The sequence below is a fragment of the Parvimonas sp. oral taxon 393 str. F0440 genome (assembly GCA_000223315.2).
GTDB lineage: Bacteria > Bacillota > Clostridia > Tissierellales > Peptoniphilaceae > Parvimonas.
Window position 1 is genome coordinate 270,053 of record AFUS01000005.1, and the last position, 18,371, is coordinate 288,423.

Annotated in this window: 15 protein-coding genes, 10 tRNA genes, 2 rRNA genes and 3 pseudogenes; all 30 read right to left on the reverse strand. The window is 29.1% G+C overall.

Annotation, left to right across the window (positions count from 1 at the left end; genetic code table 11):
* Window positions 1-13 precede the first annotated feature (13 nt).
* Window positions 14-1,324, reverse strand: a complete 1,311-nt coding sequence (mtaB, locus tag HMPREF9127_RS05695; protein ID WP_009448660.1) for a tRNA (N(6)-L-threonylcarbamoyladenosine(37)-C(2))-methylthiotransferase MtaB — start codon at window positions 1,322-1,324, stop codon at window positions 14-16.
* Between the two features lie 7 nt (window positions 1,325-1,331).
* Window positions 1,332-2,060: an RsmE family RNA methyltransferase gene (locus tag HMPREF9127_RS05700; RefSeq protein WP_009448905.1), complete on the reverse strand. Its 729-nt coding sequence runs from the start codon at window positions 2,058-2,060 to the stop codon at window positions 1,332-1,334.
* On the reverse strand, window positions 2,053-2,991 hold the full coding sequence (prmA, locus tag HMPREF9127_RS05705; RefSeq protein WP_009448527.1) for a 50S ribosomal protein L11 methyltransferase: 939 nt from the start codon (window positions 2,989-2,991) through the stop codon (window positions 2,053-2,055). The genes HMPREF9127_RS05700 and prmA overlap by 8 nt, the downstream gene beginning before the upstream one ends.
* A pseudogene (gene dnaJ / locus HMPREF9127_RS05710) lies at window positions 2,991-4,129 on the reverse strand (molecular chaperone DnaJ). Before dnaJ ends, prmA begins: the two are co-directional and overlap by 1 nt.
* 179 nt (window positions 4,130-4,308) lie before the next feature.
* On the reverse strand, window positions 4,309-5,280 hold the full coding sequence (locus HMPREF9127_RS05715) for a gluconeogenesis factor YvcK family protein (protein ID WP_009448849.1): 972 nt from the start codon (window positions 5,278-5,280) through the stop codon (window positions 4,309-4,311).
* Window positions 5,274-6,124 (reverse strand): annotated as a pseudogene (gene rapZ, locus HMPREF9127_RS05720) (RNase adapter RapZ). The gene HMPREF9127_RS05715 and the pseudogene rapZ overlap by 7 nt, the downstream one beginning before the upstream one ends.
* A gap of 3 nt (window positions 6,125-6,127) precedes the next feature.
* Window positions 6,128-6,382 carry a UDP-N-acetylenolpyruvoylglucosamine reductase, C-terminal domain protein gene (locus tag HMPREF9127_RS09830; protein ID WP_009448764.1) on the reverse strand — a complete coding sequence of 85 codons (255 nt, stop codon included), beginning with the start codon at window positions 6,380-6,382 and terminating at the stop codon, window positions 6,128-6,130.
* 47 nt (window positions 6,383-6,429) lie between these two features.
* On the reverse strand, window positions 6,430-7,014 hold the full coding sequence (gene murB / locus HMPREF9127_RS05725) for a UDP-N-acetylmuramate dehydrogenase (protein WP_009448924.1): 585 nt from the start codon (window positions 7,012-7,014) through the stop codon (window positions 6,430-6,432).
* A gap of 9 nt (window positions 7,015-7,023) precedes the next feature.
* The gene (gene hprK, locus HMPREF9127_RS05730) at window positions 7,024-7,956 is read right to left on the reverse strand and encodes an HPr(Ser) kinase/phosphatase (RefSeq protein ID WP_009448658.1); all 933 of its coding nucleotides are present in this window, start codon (window positions 7,954-7,956) and stop codon (window positions 7,024-7,026) included.
* Window position 7,957: 1 nt separating this feature from the next.
* Window positions 7,958-9,820: an excinuclease ABC subunit UvrC gene (uvrC, locus tag HMPREF9127_RS05735; RefSeq protein ID WP_009448763.1), complete on the reverse strand. Its 1,863-nt coding sequence runs from the start codon at window positions 9,818-9,820 to the stop codon at window positions 7,958-7,960.
* Window positions 9,805-11,579, reverse strand: a pseudogene (locus HMPREF9127_RS05740) (aminopeptidase P family protein). Before HMPREF9127_RS05740 ends, uvrC begins: the two are co-directional and overlap by 16 nt.
* Window positions 11,580-11,733: 154 nt before the next feature.
* A complete protein-coding gene (locus HMPREF9127_RS05745) occupies window positions 11,734-12,060 on the reverse strand; it encodes a YerC/YecD family TrpR-related protein (protein ID WP_009448786.1) in 327 nt (108 codons plus the stop codon).
* 82 nt (window positions 12,061-12,142) lie between these two features.
* Window positions 12,143-12,239: transfer RNA gene (locus tag HMPREF9127_RS08220), tRNA-Sec, on the reverse strand.
* Window positions 12,240-12,352: 113 nt separating this feature from the next.
* A complete protein-coding gene (locus HMPREF9127_RS05750) occupies window positions 12,353-12,838 on the reverse strand; it encodes a threonine/serine exporter family protein (RefSeq protein WP_009448906.1) in 486 nt (161 codons plus the stop codon).
* A gap of 8 nt (window positions 12,839-12,846) precedes the next feature.
* The gene (locus tag HMPREF9127_RS05755) at window positions 12,847-13,638 is read right to left on the reverse strand and encodes a threonine/serine exporter family protein (protein WP_255261724.1); all 792 of its coding nucleotides are present in this window, start codon (window positions 13,636-13,638) and stop codon (window positions 12,847-12,849) included.
* On the reverse strand, window positions 13,613-13,894 hold the full coding sequence (locus tag HMPREF9127_RS09380; protein WP_255261725.1) for a hypothetical protein: 282 nt from the start codon (window positions 13,892-13,894) through the stop codon (window positions 13,613-13,615). Before HMPREF9127_RS09380 ends, HMPREF9127_RS05755 begins: the two co-directional genes overlap by 26 nt.
* Entirely contained in the window at window positions 13,834-14,391 is a 558-nt protein-coding gene (locus tag HMPREF9127_RS05765; RefSeq protein ID WP_009448545.1) for a hypothetical protein, read from the reverse strand. Before HMPREF9127_RS05765 ends, HMPREF9127_RS09380 begins: the two co-directional genes overlap by 61 nt.
* A gap of 133 nt (window positions 14,392-14,524) precedes the next feature.
* Window positions 14,525-15,916: an APC family permease gene (locus HMPREF9127_RS05770; protein WP_009448569.1), complete on the reverse strand. Its 1,392-nt coding sequence runs from the start codon at window positions 15,914-15,916 to the stop codon at window positions 14,525-14,527.
* Entirely contained in the window at window positions 15,909-16,691 is a 783-nt protein-coding gene (locus HMPREF9127_RS05775; RefSeq protein WP_009449035.1) for a gamma-glutamyl-gamma-aminobutyrate hydrolase family protein, read from the reverse strand. The genes HMPREF9127_RS05770 and HMPREF9127_RS05775 overlap by 8 nt, the downstream gene beginning before the upstream one ends.
* Before the next feature lie 358 nt (window positions 16,692-17,049).
* Window positions 17,050-17,126, reverse strand: a tRNA-Arg gene (locus HMPREF9127_RS05780).
* A gap of 33 nt (window positions 17,127-17,159) precedes the next feature.
* Window positions 17,160-17,234: transfer RNA gene (locus tag HMPREF9127_RS05785), tRNA-Gly, on the reverse strand.
* 5 nt (window positions 17,235-17,239) lie between these two features.
* Window positions 17,240-17,315, reverse strand: a tRNA-Thr gene (locus HMPREF9127_RS05790).
* 8 nt (window positions 17,316-17,323) lie between these two features.
* Window positions 17,324-17,400: transfer RNA gene (locus tag HMPREF9127_RS05795), tRNA-Asp, on the reverse strand.
* A 5-nt stretch (window positions 17,401-17,405) separates the two neighbouring features.
* A tRNA-Val gene (locus HMPREF9127_RS05800) sits at window positions 17,406-17,481 on the reverse strand.
* A 22-nt stretch (window positions 17,482-17,503) separates the two neighbouring features.
* Window positions 17,504-17,580, reverse strand: a tRNA-Met gene (locus tag HMPREF9127_RS05805).
* A 13-nt stretch (window positions 17,581-17,593) separates the two neighbouring features.
* Window positions 17,594-17,668: transfer RNA gene (locus tag HMPREF9127_RS05810), tRNA-Glu, on the reverse strand.
* A gap of 7 nt (window positions 17,669-17,675) precedes the next feature.
* Window positions 17,676-17,764 (reverse strand) — tRNA-Leu (locus tag HMPREF9127_RS05815).
* Window positions 17,765-17,769: 5 nt separating this feature from the next.
* Window positions 17,770-17,844: transfer RNA gene (locus HMPREF9127_RS05820), tRNA-Asn, on the reverse strand.
* Window positions 17,845-17,960, reverse strand: a 5S ribosomal RNA gene (gene rrf, locus HMPREF9127_RS05825). It abuts the tRNA gene before it with no gap.
* Window positions 17,961-18,230: 270 nt separating this feature from the next.
* Window positions 18,231-18,346 (reverse strand): 5S ribosomal RNA (gene rrf / locus HMPREF9127_RS05835).
* Window positions 18,347-18,371: the final 25 nt, after the last annotated feature.

Genomic DNA, 18,371 nt, shown 5'->3' on the forward strand with positions numbered 1-18,371 from the left:
AAACCTCCTAATTTTAAATCTTTATTTTACTTGCTAATCCAAATATTTCTTCTCCATCAACTGAAATGCCATTGCAATAAACAACTTTATTTTTCATATCTTCATTGTAAGGAGCAGAAAATCTTATATAATTTCTTGTATAACCTACAAGTTTATTTCCATTAATATTTTCTTCAAATAAAACTTCATGTTTTTCTGAAAGTTCTTTTTTCAAAAATTCTGTCGTCATTTCCTTTGATAATAGGATTAATTCATTACTTCTAAATTTCTTCACATTTCCGTCAACCTGATCTTTAAAATCATAAGCAGGAGTTCCCTTTCTCTTTGAATATTTAAAAACATGAATTTTAGAAAATCCTATTTCTTTTACAAAATTTAATGTCTCTTGGAAATCCTCATCATTTTCTCCGGGAAATCCTACAATAATATCGGTTGTAAGAGCAACATTCGGAAAAATTTCCTTAATCATCAAAACTTTCTTTCTATACATATCAGTTGTATATCTTCTATTCATAAGTTTTAAAATCTTATCACAACCGCTTTGTAAAGACAGATGAAAATGCTCACAAACTTTTTTGCAATTCTTTAATCTAATTAAAAAATCTTTAGAAATAATTCCGGCTTCTATGGAGCTCAGTCTTATTCTGTCAAGATTTTCTATTGTAGATAATTTTTCTATAACATCAATTAATCTAATATCATTTCCTAAATCAAGTCCGTAAGAACCGACGTGGATTCCTGTGATAATAACTTCCTTGTATCCATTATTTGCAAGTTTTACAGCTTCTTCATATATATCATCAATTGGTCTTGACTTAATAGGCCCTCTTGCATAAGGAATTATACAGTATGTACAAAACATATTACAACCCTCTTGAATTTTTATATATGCTCTTGTTTTGCTCTCTTGATTTTCTATTGACAATACATCAAAACCGCAATCTTTTGTAAGTTCTGAAACGATATTAAACTTTAAATTTGATTTCTTTGATTCTTCACATAAATCGACTATTTTAGCTCTATTTTTAGTTCCGATTATTACATCTACATCCTCAATCTCAGAAATTTCATCAGGAGCAACCTGTGAATAACAACCTACAACGGCTAAAATAGCATTTTTATTTAATTTTTTTGCTCTGGAAATAAATTGTCTTGATTTCCTATCACTCAAATTTGTAACGGTACAGGTATTTATAACATAGACATCGGATATATCATCCTCATTACAAATCTCATACCCTCGTTTCTTAAATAACTCCTGCATAGCCTCAGTTTCATACTGATTAACTTTGCAACCTAGAGTTAAAAAACTAACTTTATTCATAAACCTCCTACATAAATTCATATTGTAAAATTGAAAGTAAATTTATGCCTGCAGTTTCCGTTCTTAAAATCCTAGCTCCAAGTCCAATACTGAAAGCTCCATTATTTGTTAAAAATTCAATTTCTTCTCTTTCAAAACCGCCCTCTGAGCCAATTAAAATAAATATATCTTTACCGGAATTTTCTGATTTTATTTTCGTAATTACATCCCTTAAGGAAATATTTTTATCCTCTTCATAAGCTACAAGTAAGTAATTATCTCCTACAAAATTTATAATATCCTTAAATCGAATTAATTCATTAATTTTAGGAACAATTAATCTCTTTGATTGCTTTGATGCCTCATAAGAAATTTTTTGCAATCTTTCAATTTTTTTATTCTCTTTTTTCTCATCAATTTTTACGATACATCTTTTAGAATTTACCAAAGTTATATCATAAACTCCAAGTTCAACCGCTTTTTGAACTATTAAATCCATTTTTTCACCCTTTGCTAAACATTGCAATAGATGAATTTTAACTTTTGATTCAGTATTTTCTGAAATTTTTTCCAAATTATATACAGAAATATACTTATCACAAATCTCTATATTCCCAATATAAAGCTCTCCTAAAACTACTACCTCAATTTTTTCATCCTCTGTAATTCTAAGAACTTTCTTTATATGATTATAGTCATCTCCATATATTTTAACTTTACCATCCAATATAGGCTCATCAGTAAAAAATCTATGCATTTTTTCTCCTTGCAATAATACAAACCCAATCTTTGTTTTTGTTTACTTCCAAAATTTCAAAATTATTTTTTAACAAGGCATTTTCAACATCGGAATACTTTTCTTCAATTATTCCTGAACCGATGAAAATTCCTTCAGATTTTATAAATTTACTTATATCATCTAATAATTTTACTAAAATATGTGCAAGAATATTAGCAACTATTACATCCGCTTTTGAATTTAATTTTTCACACAAATCTCCATGATGAACTACAATTCTATCCTCAACTTTATTTAGTTTAGCATTTTCTAAAGTCGCTTCAACACCTAGAATATCAATATCTACGGCTTCTACTTTTTTTGCTCCAAGTTTCAATGCTCCAACAGATAAAATTCCACTTCCGGAGCCTATATCAAAAACTGTTTTATCTTTTAAATCCACTTTTTCAAGAGCTTCTAAACATAGAGCTGTAGTTTCATGAGTTCCTGTTCCAAAAGCCATTCCGGGATCTAACTCAATCATAACTTCATTTTCAGATAAATTATAATCTTCCCAAGTTGGCTTTATAATAAAATTCTTACCAACTTTTGTAGGTTTATAGTACTTTTTCCACTCATTTGCCCAATCTTCAGTTTTGATTTTAGAGTCTATTTTCAAAATGACTTTTTCGTTGTATTCTCTTTCAAATTCTGAAATTCTCTCTTGTAAAATCTTAAGATTTTCTTCAAGCTCATCATCATTTTTTAAATAAGTCTTAACAGTGATAAAATCACTTTTTTCAAAATCTTCCTCATCTAAAACTACCCAATAAGGCTTTTCTTTTGCAAACTCTTCATAATCTCTTGAATCTTTTATATTTATTCCATCAATATCAAATAAATAAAGTATTCCAACTATATTGTCTTCAAATTTATTTTTTACTACAACCTCAATTTCAGTCCAATCCATTATTCAAATAGCTCCTTTACCTTTTCAAAAAAGTTTTTCTTATGCTCTGTCAAATGTTCTTCTCTCTCATTAGAAAATTCTCTTAAAAGTTCCTTTTGTCTATCAGTTAAATTCTTTGGAGTAATAATTTTAACTCTAAAAGTTAAATTACCTTTCCCATAGCCGTTTACATCAGAAATTCCCCTATCTTTAAGGGTAAATTCTGTACCTGTCTCTGTTCCCTCAGGAATAGTATATTTTTCTTTTCCCTCTAAAGTTGGAATTTCTACCTCTGCTCCTAAAGTTGCCTCAGTGAATGAAATCGGTAATTCATAAAAAACATTATTACCATTTCTTACAAATAATTCATGAGATTTTACTTTGAAAATAACATAGACATCTCCATTAGGTCCACCATTTTCCCCACAATTTCCTTGTCCTTTTAAAGTCATTATATTATTTGTATTTACACCCTTTGGAGCTTTAACAGTAAATTTCTTTCTGACTAAAACATACTTTTTGCCTTTACATTTTTCGCATTTTTCTTCAACAATTTCTCCTGTACCATTACATTCATTACATAATTCTTCAGAAACTACTGTTCCAAAAAAACTTTGCCTTTGAACTCTAATACTTCCACGTCCATTACATTTTTTACAAGTAACTTTTTTAGTTCCAGGTTTAGCTCCACTACCTGAACAATTATTACAAACAGTTTTTACATTTACAAAAAATTCTTTTTCTACACCATTTACTGCTTCAAAGAAATCTAAATCCAAATAAAATTCAATATCTTCTCCTTTTCTTGGTCGATTTGAATTTCTTGCAGAAGATCCGAAGCCTCCAAATCCACCGAAGCCTCCAAAATTCCCAAAAATACTTTCAAAAATATCTTCCATATCAGAGAAGCCTCCAAAACCTCCGCCTCCTGCTGCATTTGCATTAAAGCTTGCTTCGCCATAAGTATCATATTTTTGTCTTCTATTATCATCACTTAAAATTTCATAAGCGAAATTTACTTCTTTAAAATTTTCTTCTGCTTCTTTATTATCAGGATTAACATCCGGATGATATTTTTTGCAAGTTTTCTATATGCAGATTTTAACTCTGCTTTACTACAATTTTTTTCAACCCCTAAAATTTCATATAAATCTCTCATACTCTCTCCTAAAATAATTAATTTATAATAACTCAATATATTATTTTACCATAAAATGAACTTTCTTTCCAGTATTTTAATTGAAATTTAAACAATTTAACTAAAATAAAAACAAAAAAAGATTGGGAAAAACCCAATCTAAAATTAATGAATTTTAAATATTATAAATTAAATTATTATTAAAAATTTTCTAAAATTAATCTTGCAAGTTTATCTTCATTATGTCTTGAGTATCCTGAAGATTTACTAATTAAACTATCCTCTAAAACTCTTATTTTTAATTTTTTTAAATATTCTCTCTCTTCATCACTTAATAACAGTTGACTTGCACTTTTTCTTTTATATTTTATATCTACATCTTCTGGAATTATTTCATTATTTACAACAATTGTATCAATTTTAATTCCTTCACAATGCTTATAAATTGCGTTTAAATGATCAGTAACCTTATAATCGAAGGTTTCTGTTGATTGATTAACAACATTTAAAATAAAGCAAATTTTTGCCTTTGTATTAGTTAATGCTTCACCTATTTCAGAAATTAACAAATTAGGAATTACAGAAGTGTATAAACTTCCGGGACCTATTAAAATTACATCTGAATTATAAATTTCGTGTACAACTTCATTAAGTGGTTTAGCATATTTTGGAGAAATGAAAACTCTATTTATTCTGCTGCTATTTTCATCTTCCAAATTTAAAGCTGTTATATTACTTTCGCCCTCAATTATTTCTCCGTTTTCAAGTTCTGCAAATAATTTTATATTATCCAAAGTAACAGGTAAAACTTTACCGGTTATTGCTAAAATATTTGAAGTTTCTTGTATTCCAAGAATAAAATCCTTATATATATCAGCCATTGCAACTAAGAATAAATTACCAAAACTTTGTCCCTTTAGATTTCCCTCTTTAAATCTATATTTCATCAATCTTTCCATTGATTTTTCAGTATTTGCAAGAGAAATCAAACAAGCTCTGATATCTCCCGGTGGAATAACACCTAAATCATCTCTAAGCATTCCGGAACTTCCACCGTCATCAGCTACGGTTACAATTGCAGTAATATCTTTAAAATATTTTTTCAAACCTTTAAGAATAGTAGAACTTCCAGTTCCTCCTCCTATGGTTACAATTCTAGTATCGTCTACCATAGTCTTTCATCCCTGTGAGAAATATTAACATTAGAATGTTCTTTTTTAAGTTCTGAATAAATTTTTTCAGCCAAACAAACAGAACGATGCTTTCCACCGGTACAGCCAACTCCGATAGTCAACATATTTTTCCTTCAGCCTTATACTTTGGAATTAAAAATTCTAATAAATCCACAATCTTATTTAAAAATATCTTTGAGTCTTCAAAATTCATTACATAATTTTGAATTTCATCGTTAGTTCCATTTAAACTTTTTAGTTCTTCAATATAGTATGGATTAGGTAAAAATCTAACATCAAAAACCAAATCAGCTTCAACTAAAATACCATTTTTAAATCCGAAGGACTCTATATTTATAACCAAATCTTTTTTATTCCCATTAAAAAATAATGTATTTAATTTATTTTTAAAGCTACTTGCAGAAAGTCTTGTAGTGTCGATGATAATATCGGAATTATCCTTTATCTCACTGAGCATTTCTCTTTCCAATTCTATAGAATCTGACAAGGCTCCATTTGGATTTACCGGATGAGGACGTCTTAATTCCTTATATCTATTTATTAAAGTTCTATTACTTGCATCTAAAAATAAAACTTTTAATTCACAATCCATTTTTTTCAAATTTTGAATTGTTTCTGATAAGTCTTCAAAAAATCTTGCTCTAACATCAATAACTATCGCTAACTTTTCTATAGACTTTGTAGAATTATTAATTAATTCAACAAAATCTACAATAAATTTTGGAGGGAGATTTTCCATACAATAATAACCCATATCTTCAAAATGGTTTAATGCCAATGTCTTTCCTGCTCCACTCATTCCTGTAATTATAACTGCTTCCATAACCTAATCCTTTAAAATTCTTACTTCCGTTTCCAATTTAACACCGAATTTTTCAAAAACAACTTTTTGAACATACTCTATAAGTTCCATGACCTCTTTAAAACTCGCATTTCCTTTATTAACTATAAAACCTGAATGTTTTTCTGAAACCCAAGCATCATTTATATGATAGCCTTTAAGACCGGCATCTTCAATTAGTTTAGATGCAAAATGTCCTTCAGGCCTTTTGAATGTACTTCCCGCAGAGCCAAAATTCAAAGGTTGTTTTGAATTTCGTCTATCTCTTAAATCTTCATAGACAGCATTTATTTCTTCTTTATTTCCCTTTTTAATTTTAATTTTATGCTTGTAATGATATAATTTTTTCTTTGAATTATACTTTTTCTGTAAGAAAAATCTAAATCTTCGTTCTTTAATTCTTTCAATTCAAAATTATCTAAATCCAAAACTTCAACAGATTCAACGATATCTTTCATTTCACCGCCATAGGCTCCTGCATTCATATAGATTGCTCCACCTATTGTTCCCGGAATTCCTGAAGCAAATTCAAAACCTGTTAAAGAATTTTCATAAGCCACCGGATAAACTTCGGATAATTTTGCTCCCGATTTAACTATTAAAGATTCCCCTTCAACTTTAATCATTGAAAATTCACTCTTTAATTTTATTATAACTCCATTATAACCTTCGTCCGGAACAAGTAAATTTGATCCATTTCCAATTACAAAGAATTTAATATTATTTTCTCTACATATTTTTATAGCTTCAACAATATCGGAAACTTCTCTAGGCTCAATTAAAGCTATACAATTACCGCCTATTTTAAATGTTGTATGATTTTTTAAAGGTTCTTCATATCTTACAACACAATTTAATTTACTAAATAACATTTTTACCACCTATTTTGATTTATTTTTTATCTCTTCCATTATTCGCCTGTTTAGTTCCTCTGCAGCATTATATCCATACATCTTTTGACGCATATTTCTTGCTGCAACCTCAACAATTAAAGCTATATTTCTACCCGGTTTTACCGGAATTACAATATATGGAAGTTCAATTCCCAATATATTTTTAAAATTATCATCAAGACCTAATCTGTCATATTCCTTATCTTCTACCCAATTCTCAAGTTCAATTACAAAATCAATTTCAGTAGATCTCTTTATTGCTCCAGAACCATATAATCTTTCAATATCTAAAATTCCAAGCCCTCTTATCTCCAGGAAATGTCGAATGTTTTCAGGAGATTCTCCATAGAGCTTATTGTCTATTTTTATTATATCGACAGCATCATCCGCGACCAATCTATGTCCATTAGAAATAAGTTCCAAAGCTGTTTCACTCTTTCCTATACTGCTCTTTCCAATTATTAAAATTCCCATACCGAATACTTCAAGTAATCCGCCGTGAATTCTAATTTCCTCACTTAAAGCAAATTCCAAAAAAACATTCATATTAGAAATAAGCTTTGTAGTTCCATAATCTACTCTTAAAAGCGTTCTATTATGTTTTTTTGCCAAAGAATAAACTTCATAAGGTATGCTAATTCCATAACTGTAAATCAAAGCAGGAATTGAATAAGAAAAAATTTTATCAAAAATATTTCTTCTTTCGTCAAATGGTAAATATTTATTATAATATTCATGCTCCGGCTGACCGATTATTTGAATTCTTTTATATGCGAAATTATCAAAAAAGCCACATAACTGAAGACCGGGTCTGTTAACTTCATTAAAATCAATTTCTATCTTATCGTAATCATCACTCTTATAAACAATCTCTATCCCAAGTTTTTCAACCAGATCTTTTAATAGAACACTTTTTTTCATATTATCCCTCATTATTAAAAAATTCAAAAATATTTTTAGCAGTTTTATTATCCATTTTATCAACCATAAGAAGCTCTTCTATACTTGCCTTTTTTATTGCAGAAATGCTTCCAAAATGGGATAATAGTTTAATCTTTTTCACTTCTCCGACTCCCTTTATCTCATCAAGAACAGAATTTTGTAATTTTTTATTCTGTAAACTTCTATGATAGTTTATAGCAAATCTATGAACCTCTTCTTGAATGTCAAATAAAAACCTATATATATTAGTATTTATATCCAACTCGATATAATTATCTTCAAAAATTATTCCTTTAGTCCTATGTTTGTCATTTTTAACAAGTCCTATAACCGGAACATCTAAATTTTTCTCCAAAAGAACTTCCTTTGCTACATTTACATGTCCCTTTCCACCGTCCATTAAAATTAAATCAGGCATTTCAGAAAAACTGCTTCCAACGGAATTTATTTTTTCATCTAAAAATCTGTTAAATCTTCTTGTAAGCATTTCTCTATGACTTGAGTAGTCATCTTGCCCTATAACTGTCTTTATCTTAAATTTTCTATAATCTTTAGAACTCTTAAAACCATTTTTATAGACTACCATACTTCCGACATTAAAATCTCCAGAAATATTTGAAATATCATAACATTCAATTCTATTTAAATTGTCAATTTCTAAAATATTTTTAAGATAATTAATAGCTTCTAAATATTTTATATTTATATTTTTACTATCAAAAATATGTTTAGTTAAAATTTCATTTGCATTTTTTTGTAAAATCTTCATTTGATCAAATTTTACACCTTTTTTTGGATTTTTTACAGAAATTGAATTTTCAGAGAAAATATTTGATAAGAATAACGAAATCTCATTCAAAAATTTTTCATCCGAATAATCAATATATACTTCTTTAACCTTGTTATGATGACTTATGTAAAATTGCCTTATAACATTTGAGAATAGCTCTTCAACTTCCAAGTCCAAAATATTTTCAACAATGAAATGTTTTCTATCAACTACAAGTCCATCATTTACAATAAAAATTGCAACAACCAAAATATTCTCAGCATAAGCATAAGAAATCAAATGATACTCCTTAAATTTCTTGATATTAAAAATCTGCTTAGTAAATAAATAATCAATTTCACTTAAGAAATCTCTATATTTCATCGCAAGTTCATATTCTTCTTTTGCTGATGCCTGTTTCATTCTATTTAGTAAAATTTCTTTTATCTCAGTTGTATCTCCTGAAAGAAACTTAATAACTCTTTTAACATCATTATTATAATTTTCTCTGTCTATATTTTGAGTACATGGTGCTGAACATCTTTCCAAATAATAGCTCATACAAGGTCTTTGTAAAAATTTTCCCTTGTCAAAATTTAATTTACAATCTCTAATATTGTAAATCAATATTGATAATTCCATCAATTTTTCCAAGTCTGAAATTGTAGGAAAAGGCCCAAAATATTGAGCCTTATCATCCTTTACATCTCTAACTTTTAAAATTTTAGGAAATTTTTCATTTGTAATTTTTATATAAGGATACTGTTTGTCGTCCTTTAAATTTATATTATACTTAGGTCTATTTTTCTTAATCAGATTTGCTTCTAAAACTAAACTTTCCGTTTCGTTATTTACAATTATATATTCAAATCTGTGAATATGTTCTACCATAGATTGAACTTTTTTGTATTTGTGATTTGTAGTAAAATATGACCTAACTCTATTCTTTAAAGAAACGGACTTTCCAACATAAATAATATTGTCATCCTTATCATACATTATATAAACTCCCGGTAAATCGGGTAGTTTTTTTAATTCATAATTTATATCAAATTCTCTTAAATTTCCTTGCATTGTTCTCTTAAGTATTCTAAATCATGTCCACTTAAATATGGAGATAATTTTTCATAACACATCTTATTATAATCATTTAACCAAGTAATTTCTTCTTCACTCATTAATGATTTATCAACAGGTCTTGTATCAATAGGTACAACTGTTAAATTGTCAAATTTTAAGAATTGACCAAATTCAGTCATTTCATCTTTAACACAAACCATTATACTTTCAATTCTAATTCCATGGCTACCGCTAATGTAGATGCCCGGTTCGTCAGAAGTTACCATTCCAACTTCCATTGGATATTCATTTCCGGCAGTACCTATTCTTTGAGGTCCTTCATGAACATTTAGTACATGACCAACACCATGTCCTGTTCCATGATTGAAGTTAATTCTTTGTTTCCATAGATTATATCTGGTAAAAGCATCTAAATATCCACCATTTGTTCCTTCTAAGAACTTAGCTTCCATTAAAGCAATATGTGCCTTTAAAACCAAAGTATAGTGATAAATTTCTTCCGGTTTTAATTCTCCAAGCGCAACAGTTCTAGTAATATCTGTTGTTCCGTCTAAATAATGACCACCACTGTCTATTAAATATAATCCTCTTGGTTCAACCTTTACAGGATGTTCGTGACTTGGTTTATAATGTGGCATTGAAGCATTTGCACCATAAGCGGAAATTGATTCAAAACTGTCTTCAATAAATAAATCTTGTTGTTTTCTAAATTCCAATAATTTTTCTGATGCAATCATTTCAGTTATAGTTCCTGTTGAAACACCTGTTTCCAACCAATTTAAGTATCTAACCAATGCAACTCCGTCTTTAATGAATGCATTCTTAGTATTTTTTATTTCAATTTCATTTTTATGACATTTCATTATTGAAGTAAGATTTAAGCCTGTAACAACATTTACTCCTCTTCCGATTGATGAATAAACTGCTACATTTGTCTTTTTTGTTTCTAAATATAAAGTTTTCTTTGCCTCAATATCAGAAATATCTCTTGCTATAACTTCATAAGCTTTAATTGAAATATTATTTTCTTTCAAATAATCTGCAACTTCCTGTGATAACTTAGATTTATCGATATATAAATTACATGAATTTTCAGAAACCAATAAATATGAAATTACAACAGGATTACATTGAACATCATTTGCTCTAATATTTAAAACATAAGCTATATCATCTAGTGATCCGATAAAATGATAATCTATTCCTTTTGACTTCATCATTTCTCTAAGTCTTGCTATTCTATCTGAAGTTGATTCTCCTGAATATTTTTCATCAAAAATATAAACTTTACTATCAGGTTTTGCAGGACGACCTTCTTCATTCCAAATTTCTCCAACATAATCAACATCAGTTATAAATTCAAAATTAGGTAATTTTTTATTAAATTTTCATATTCTGCAACAGAAGTATTATTACCGTCAAAAGCAATTCTTCCTCTATTTGGAAATTCTTGTAATAAAAACTCTTCAATAGAAATTGATTCAGGAACACCAATTTTATAAAGTTCTACTTCTCCTACAGCCAATTCTTTTGCTGCTTGAATAAAATATCTTCCATCAGTCCATAATCCTGACTTTTTATTAGTAATAACAGCAGTTCCTGCAGAACCTGTAAAACCAGTTATAAACTCTCTAGTTTTATAATAATCTGCTAAATATTCAGATTGATGAGGATCTGAGCTAGGTACAATATAGGCATCTATATTTCTTTTAGCCATCATTTTTCTCAACTTACTTATTCTTTCATTAATCATAATAATTACCCCCTTAAAAATTTAATTTTAACAATTATATTATAGCATTGTAAATTTAATATTTCAATAAATTTTAAAAGTAATAATAAAAATCTTTTTAAAAGCAAAAAAATAGATACTATTTTAAAATAGTATCTATTAAAACTAAATATAATTACTTCTTACCCTTTAAATCTTTAGCAATTAATGCATCAAGAACTAACTCATAACCTTCTGCACCGAATTGTAATGATCTATTTACTCTACTAATTGTAGCTGTTGATGCTCCTGTTTCAAGTTCTATTTCATTGTAAGTTTTTCTAATCTTTAAAAGTTTAGCAACTTCCAATCTTTGAGAAATAGAATTTAATTCACGCAAAGTACAAACGTCTTCAAAGAAAGCATAACAATCATCCTTAGTTTTCAACATTAATATTGCTTCAAAAAACTCATCCAATTGTTTTGATTGTAATTTTTTAAATTTGACATAACATACCTCCACTTTTTTATTTATTTCTTTACTTAATTATACTTCATTATATAATTATAGTCAAGTGCTAAATTAAATTTTATAAAAATAAAATTGGCGGGAATATGTGGGAATCGAACCCACCTAAGAAGCTACAAACTCCTTATGCTGGTTTTGAAGACCAGAGAGCACACCAGAACTCATCTACTCCCATAAAACAACATTAAGTATTATACATTATTTAATTAAAAAAATCAACCTTTTTACAAAAATTTTTCATAAATAAGTTGATTTGAATTCTAAATAGTATATTAAATAAAAATTTTTATTTTTCTGAAAATTCTCCTATTTTTTCTGTTATCTCGTTAATTTTACTAACTCTATCAAATTTAACTCTCTTGATAGATTTGGAAAATATTGCAGAAATCAAAACCCCAATCGCTATAGAGCCTGCATGTGCAACAGTGCTTATTCCACTATCTAAAGCTAATAAATACTGATTCTTTGCAAAATATTCCATAGTATGATACATTCTATATCCGGGAACCAACATTACAATTCCAATATACATAAATACCGTAGACGGCATTTTCAATTTTACAGAAAAATACTCTGCAAAAAGTCCGACAACTACAGATGCAATTAAATTACTGACTGAATTACCCAAATGTTTACTACAAAAATAATAAACAATCCAACTAATAGTTCCTGTGATTGTGCAATAAATTATTGCTTTTTTTGGAACTATAAAAAAAATTGAAAATGCAATACTCGAAACAACAGCACAAATAATATTTAAAAATAAATCCATAAAACCACCTATCCAAAAAGTCTAAGAACTAAAACAACCCCTACTGCAATAGAAACTGCTGTAAATATTGCAGACATTATACCTATTATTCCGGACAAAATATCTCCTGATAAAATATCTCTCATTGAATTAGTTATCTGTATTCCGGGAAAAAGCGGAACAATTGATGCAATCATAATACTTGATAAATTTTCTATATGAACAAGTCTTGACATAGTCATAACAAAAAGAGCTACTGCACTTGCAGATAAAAAAGTTGCTATAAATGAAGGCAATCTATATTTTTCAATATAAATTATAAACGACATCTCAACAAGCATAGCAATACATGCAGGAATAAAATCACCTAAAGTTCCACCAAAAATAAATGCTAAAAACGGAGCGGACAAAGTAATTAACAAAACAGTAGCTACATTACTGTAAGAACTCCTATTTTTAATATTTTTTAATTCTATAAAAGCTTCATCAATATCAACTTTGCCTGAAACAATATTTCTTGACAAATCATTTAATAAAGCAATTTTTTCTAAATTTTTTCCTGAATCATTTAATCTTCTCATACTTGTATAATTTGTTCCATTATATACAAATGAAATCATAACCATATTACTTAAAGCAAAAGTATTTACAGCTTTAATATTTTTAAAAGATTTACAAATTCTATTTATACTATCCTCCACTCTATAAACTTCTCCTCCATTGTAAAGCAAATAGTAAGAAAATTTAATACTAAAATTTAATAATCTCTTTGCTTCATAATCGTTATTTATAGAATTAATCTTCATCGTTGTAGTCATCATTAATACGTTCTTCCATTTCTTTTAAAAATTTCCTTTTTGAACGGACAACATAAAAAATCAACAAAAACAAAATACCGGGAACAATCAACATAACAGGATTTTTTACAAAATCTGAAATAGCTTCCATTCTTTTCTTATAATCTTCTTCGGATTTTTCATTAACTGCTTCTATTCTTTGTTTTTTTTCTTCTTCTGTCAATTCATCATAGTTTTTACTAAAATCATCTTTAGGCTTAGCATATTTATTGGCTTCCAATCTTTTATTTTTTCAATTTCATCAAGATTGGGAACATACTCTCCTTTATTTATCATATTTTGAAATAATTTAACCTCAGCATTATGGGGATCTTTGTCATTTGCTAAAAATAGAGTCTCATAATTTCCGGAAGTGGCTTTAAAAATCCATGTTAAATCTAAAGTATTATCTTTTTTTAAAATACCAACAAAATAATCTCCTTTTGCAGGAATTAATCTACTATAACTGTATTCTTTAAATTTTGGAACTTCTATTTCATCAAGATTTTCTCCTAAAAATATTGTAGTAACTTTAACTTTAAATTTCCCATTTGAATCTTCAACAATATTTCCTATAAAAAAGCTTCTATAGTCCATATCATAAATCCTATTTGCCCTATCAAAATTATTATCTGCAAAAGAATTTTTAGAAATAAAGTTAAAACTTAAAACTGAAATTAAAAATACGATTAAAACTCTTTCTATGATATATTTTATATTAAAAAATTTATTCTTCATAAAATCACCTCTAATATATTTTACCATAAACTTTTAATAAAAAATAGAGAAGAAATAAATTCTTCTCTATTTTTATAAATTTTAAGCTTTTTTATTCAATAATTAAAAAGAATTTAGTTAATTTACTCTATAACTATAAATTACTTAACTTCTTTTTTGTTTTAGTATAAATAAACATTATAATTGGTAAAACAACATAACCAACTACCATAGATATAATTGCTTTAACATTTGTTACAAGTTCACCTGTACTATCCTTAACTGAAAATTGTCCTTTCCAATTAAATTTCACAAGAAGTAAAATAGAAAGTAATAATGCTATTAAAGGAATAATAACATCAGTAACCATACTCTTCTTTGTATCTAAAACAGTTTCCTTTGATTTTCCAAAATAGAAAATTACAACAGCTAAAGGCACAATTAAAAATTGAACAAAACGTGAAATTGAACTTATAATTGCTATTCCTGTTGAATCATATCTAAAACTTAATGGAATAATTATTGCAAAGATAGCTGTAAATAAAAATGCAGGTAATGGTAAATCATTTGATAATCTCTTTGCGAAAATTTCAGGAACTTGTTTTTCTTTTGCCATAGCTTCTAAAACACGTGGTGTATGGAAAGATGCAGCTACATTTATACCGAACATTGAAACTAAAGCTCCTAAAACTACAACTTTTTCTAATATAGGATTAGTGAAAATTGAAGCTAAAACAACAACTTCTTTTGATTGAACTAAAGCAACCGGATTAACATGCATACCTACTAAAACTATTCCAAAGTAAATAGCAGCAATAATACCAATTGCTAAAGGAATCGCTTTTGGTAAATTCTTTTCCGGTTCTTCCATATCTTGTGAACCACTTGCTACTGATTCAAATCCAGTGAACGCATAAAAAGCAGCAATTACAGCAGTTACAAAAGTAGTAGTTGTCATTTCTTTAATCAAAGGAGTTCCATCTTTAGCTTTTAATAAACTTAATTCAGACAAATGTGATTCTCCAGTATAAATTAAAATTGCAACACCGGCTATAATAGTAACTACTAAAGCTAAAACTTTTCCTATTGTAGAGATATCACTAATTAATGTTAAAAGTTTAGTACCAAAAATATTAATTAATAATAGAATTGACATTAAAACTAAAAAACCTATTGTAACATAAGTTAAATTAGCAGAATCTAATCCAAATATTTTTAAAGTAGTTCTAACAACGAATGTTCCCATTGTTCCCCAAGCTATACTTGCAGCAATAACTCTTGTAACACCTACATATTGTCCTATAGTATTTCCAAAAGCTGCTTTAGAATAAGCATAAGCTGCTCCACTTTTTGAAACATATTTTGCAGCAGAAGCAAAAGTAATAGCCAGCATAGAAGTAAAAACAGCAGCTACTAAATAAATCATTGGAGCCTGAGTACCGGCTGATTTAGCAACACTACCAGGTGATAAAAATATACCTGTTCCAATTATTGAATTTATAGTCAAAAGAACTATTGACCAAAATCCCATTTTTTTCTTATCCATTAAATAATTCCTCCTTCATAGTTTTAACATTATTAAAACTATTTATTTTTCTTTTTTCAACATTCTTTACAAATTCATCAAAAATTCTTTGAGAATCTAAATGTTTTACTGACAACATTTCCGGATGCCATTGTACTCCCACTACAAAACAATCTTCTGTAATTTTTTCAATAGATTCAACCACTCCATCATCACTCTTTGCAACAACCTTAAATCCAGGAGCAACATCTTTTAATATTTGATGATGGAAACTATTTACTTTATATTTTTCACCCAAAATATTTCTTAAGAAAGTTCCTTCTTCAAATTTTACAAAATGAGTAGCTTGAGCAGGATTATCCCCTTGATTATGCTTAATTTTAACAAAATCTGCATAAGATAAATCTTGATACAAAGTTCCTCCATTTATAACATTAATCATTTGATATCCTCTACAGATACCAAAAACAGGTTTCTTTAGACTTACAGCTGTCTTATAGATCTCCATATCAAAAACATCTCTTTCCGGAAATACTTCACCAATTTTTAGTAGTGGTTCTTCTCCATAATTATATGGATCTATATCATGACCACCTGATAAAATAATACCATCAACATTTTGAACCATTTCTCTTATACTTTCCAAATCTTCGTTAAATGGAATTATAAAAGGAATACCACCGGCTCTTAATATAGCTTCAACATAATCTTGATTTACATATGATCTTCTATAACCTGAAAAAGTATTACCTTTACTAATTAAAATACTTCCTGAAATACCAATTACTGGTTTCATAAAATCGCCTCCTTAAATAATGTCCTAACAATTATACCATTAAAGCTAAAAAAATTCAATATAAAATGACATTAATTCATAATTTGATATGTATAAATTTTATCATATAAAGACCTAGGACTTAAAGTAGAATTTAATGATAGCATTACATATAATAAAATAAAAAAGCAAATTCTATATCAAATAATAGATAATCATTGTTAGTTTATATATTATACCCACATTTTAGTATAAGAACTTAAAAAATATATAAAAAATAAAATAATATGGAAAATTATTTCTTCACAATAAAAAAAGAACCAAATATTTTGATTCTTTATCTAAAGTTTAGTAATTACATTAATGTAATTACTCTATTTGGCGTGCCATAGAGGATTCGAACCCCTGGCCTTTTGGTCCGTAGCCAAACGCTCTATCCAGCTGAGCTAATGGCACATAATAGAAAACTCAGAATAAATTCTGAGTTCTTGGAGCGGAAGACGAGATTCGAACTCGCGACCCTCGCCTTGGCAAGGCGATGCTCTACCACTGAGCCACTCCCGCATATATGGAGCTGGTGGGAGGACTTGAACCCCTAACCTACTGATTACAAGTCAGTTGCTCTACCAATTGAGCTACACCAGCATAATAATTGGCGACCTGGATGGGACTCGAACCCACGACCTCTAGCGTGACAGGCTAGCATTCTAACCAACTGAACTACCAGGCCGTATTTGGTGGGCACAATAGGGCTCGAACCTATGACCCCCTGCTTGTAAGGCAGATGCTCTCCCAACTGAGCTATGCGCCCAAATATAAACCCAATAAAAAAATGGTAGCGGAGAAGGGATTTGAACCCCTGACACTGCGGGTATGAACCGCATGCTCTAGCCAACTGAGCTACTCCGCCACATAAAATTAAGTGGTGACCCCACCGGGATTCGAACCCGGGTTACCGCCGTGAAAGGGCGATGTCTTAACCGCTTGACCATGGGGCCTCAAAACTGGTGCCGAGGACCGGAATCGAACCGGTACGATGAGTTAACATCGCAGGATTTTAAGTCCTGTGCGTCTGCCAGTTCCGCCACCCCGGCATAATTGGCTCCCAGGGTGGGGCTCGAACCCACAACCTACCGGTTAACAGCCGGGTGCTCCACCATTGAGCTACCTAGGAGTTTGGCTGTTTTCTATTCTCCCAATACGAGATGTACTAGTACCTTCGACGTTTAAGAGCTTAACTTCTGTGTTCGAGATGGGAACAGGTGTATCCTCTTAGCAATTACAGCCATACTTATTTGTTTAATTTTGCTGTTAAGCTCTACGAGCTTTCACTGTCGAAACTTACCATTTGTTTCACAAATGGAGTTTCTTAGTATCTGACCTACGACGCAATCATAGATTGCTGTTAGGTCATTAACTTCTGTGTTCGAGATGGGAACAGGTGTATCCTCTTAGCTATCACAACCATACTTAATTTATTATTTTTTTGTTAAGCTCTGCGAGCTTTCACAATAAAAAAATCATTTTAAATAAACAAAAAACCATTCTTTCGAGTGGTTTGTTTGGCTGTTTTCTATTCTCCCAATACGAGATGTACTAGTACCTTCGACGTTTAAGAGCTTAACTTCTGTGTTCGAGATGGGAACAGGTGTATCCTCCTAGCCATCACAGCCATACTTATTTGTTTGTTTAATATATTTC

Excerpts from the sequence above, each read along its gene's own strand:
- HMPREF9127_RS05775 (WP_009449035.1), bottom strand. The coding sequence starts at position 16,691 with ATGAAACCAGTAATTGGTATTTCAGGAAGTATTTTAATTAGTAAAGGT.
- HMPREF9127_RS05750 (WP_009448906.1), bottom strand. The coding sequence starts at position 12,838 with ATGGATTTATTTTTAAATATTATTTGTGCTGTTGTTTCGAGTATTGCA.
- prmA (WP_009448527.1), bottom strand. The coding sequence starts at position 2,991 with ATGGATTGGACTGAAATTGAGGTTGTAGTAAAAAATAAATTTGAAGAC.
- HMPREF9127_RS05770 (WP_009448569.1), bottom strand. The coding sequence starts at position 15,916 with ATGGATAAGAAAAAAATGGGATTTTGGTCAATAGTTCTTTTGACTATA.
- HMPREF9127_RS05755 (WP_255261724.1), bottom strand. The coding sequence starts at position 13,638 with ATGATGACTACAACGATGAAGATTAATTCTATAAATAACGATTATGAA.
- mtaB (WP_009448660.1), bottom strand. The coding sequence starts at position 1,324 with ATGAATAAAGTTAGTTTTTTAACTCTAGGTTGCAAAGTTAATCAGTAT.
- HMPREF9127_RS05765 (WP_009448545.1), bottom strand. The coding sequence starts at position 14,391 with ATGAAGAATAAATTTTTTAATATAAAATATATCATAGAAAGAGTTTTA.
- murB (WP_009448924.1), bottom strand. The coding sequence starts at position 7,014 with ATGTTATTTAGTAAATTAAATTGTGTTGTAAGATATGAAGAACCTTTA.
- HMPREF9127_RS05700 (WP_009448905.1), bottom strand. The coding sequence starts at position 2,060 with ATGCATAGATTTTTTACTGATGAGCCTATATTGGATGGTAAAGTTAAA.
- uvrC (WP_009448763.1), bottom strand. The coding sequence starts at position 9,820 with ATGCAAGGAAATTTAAGAGAATTTGATATAAATTATGAATTAAAAAAA.
- hprK (WP_009448658.1), bottom strand. The coding sequence starts at position 7,956 with ATGAAAAAAAGTGTTCTATTAAAAGATCTGGTTGAAAAACTTGGGATA.
- HMPREF9127_RS05715 (WP_009448849.1), bottom strand. The coding sequence starts at position 5,280 with ATGGTAGACGATACTAGAATTGTAACCATAGGAGGAGGAACTGGAAGT.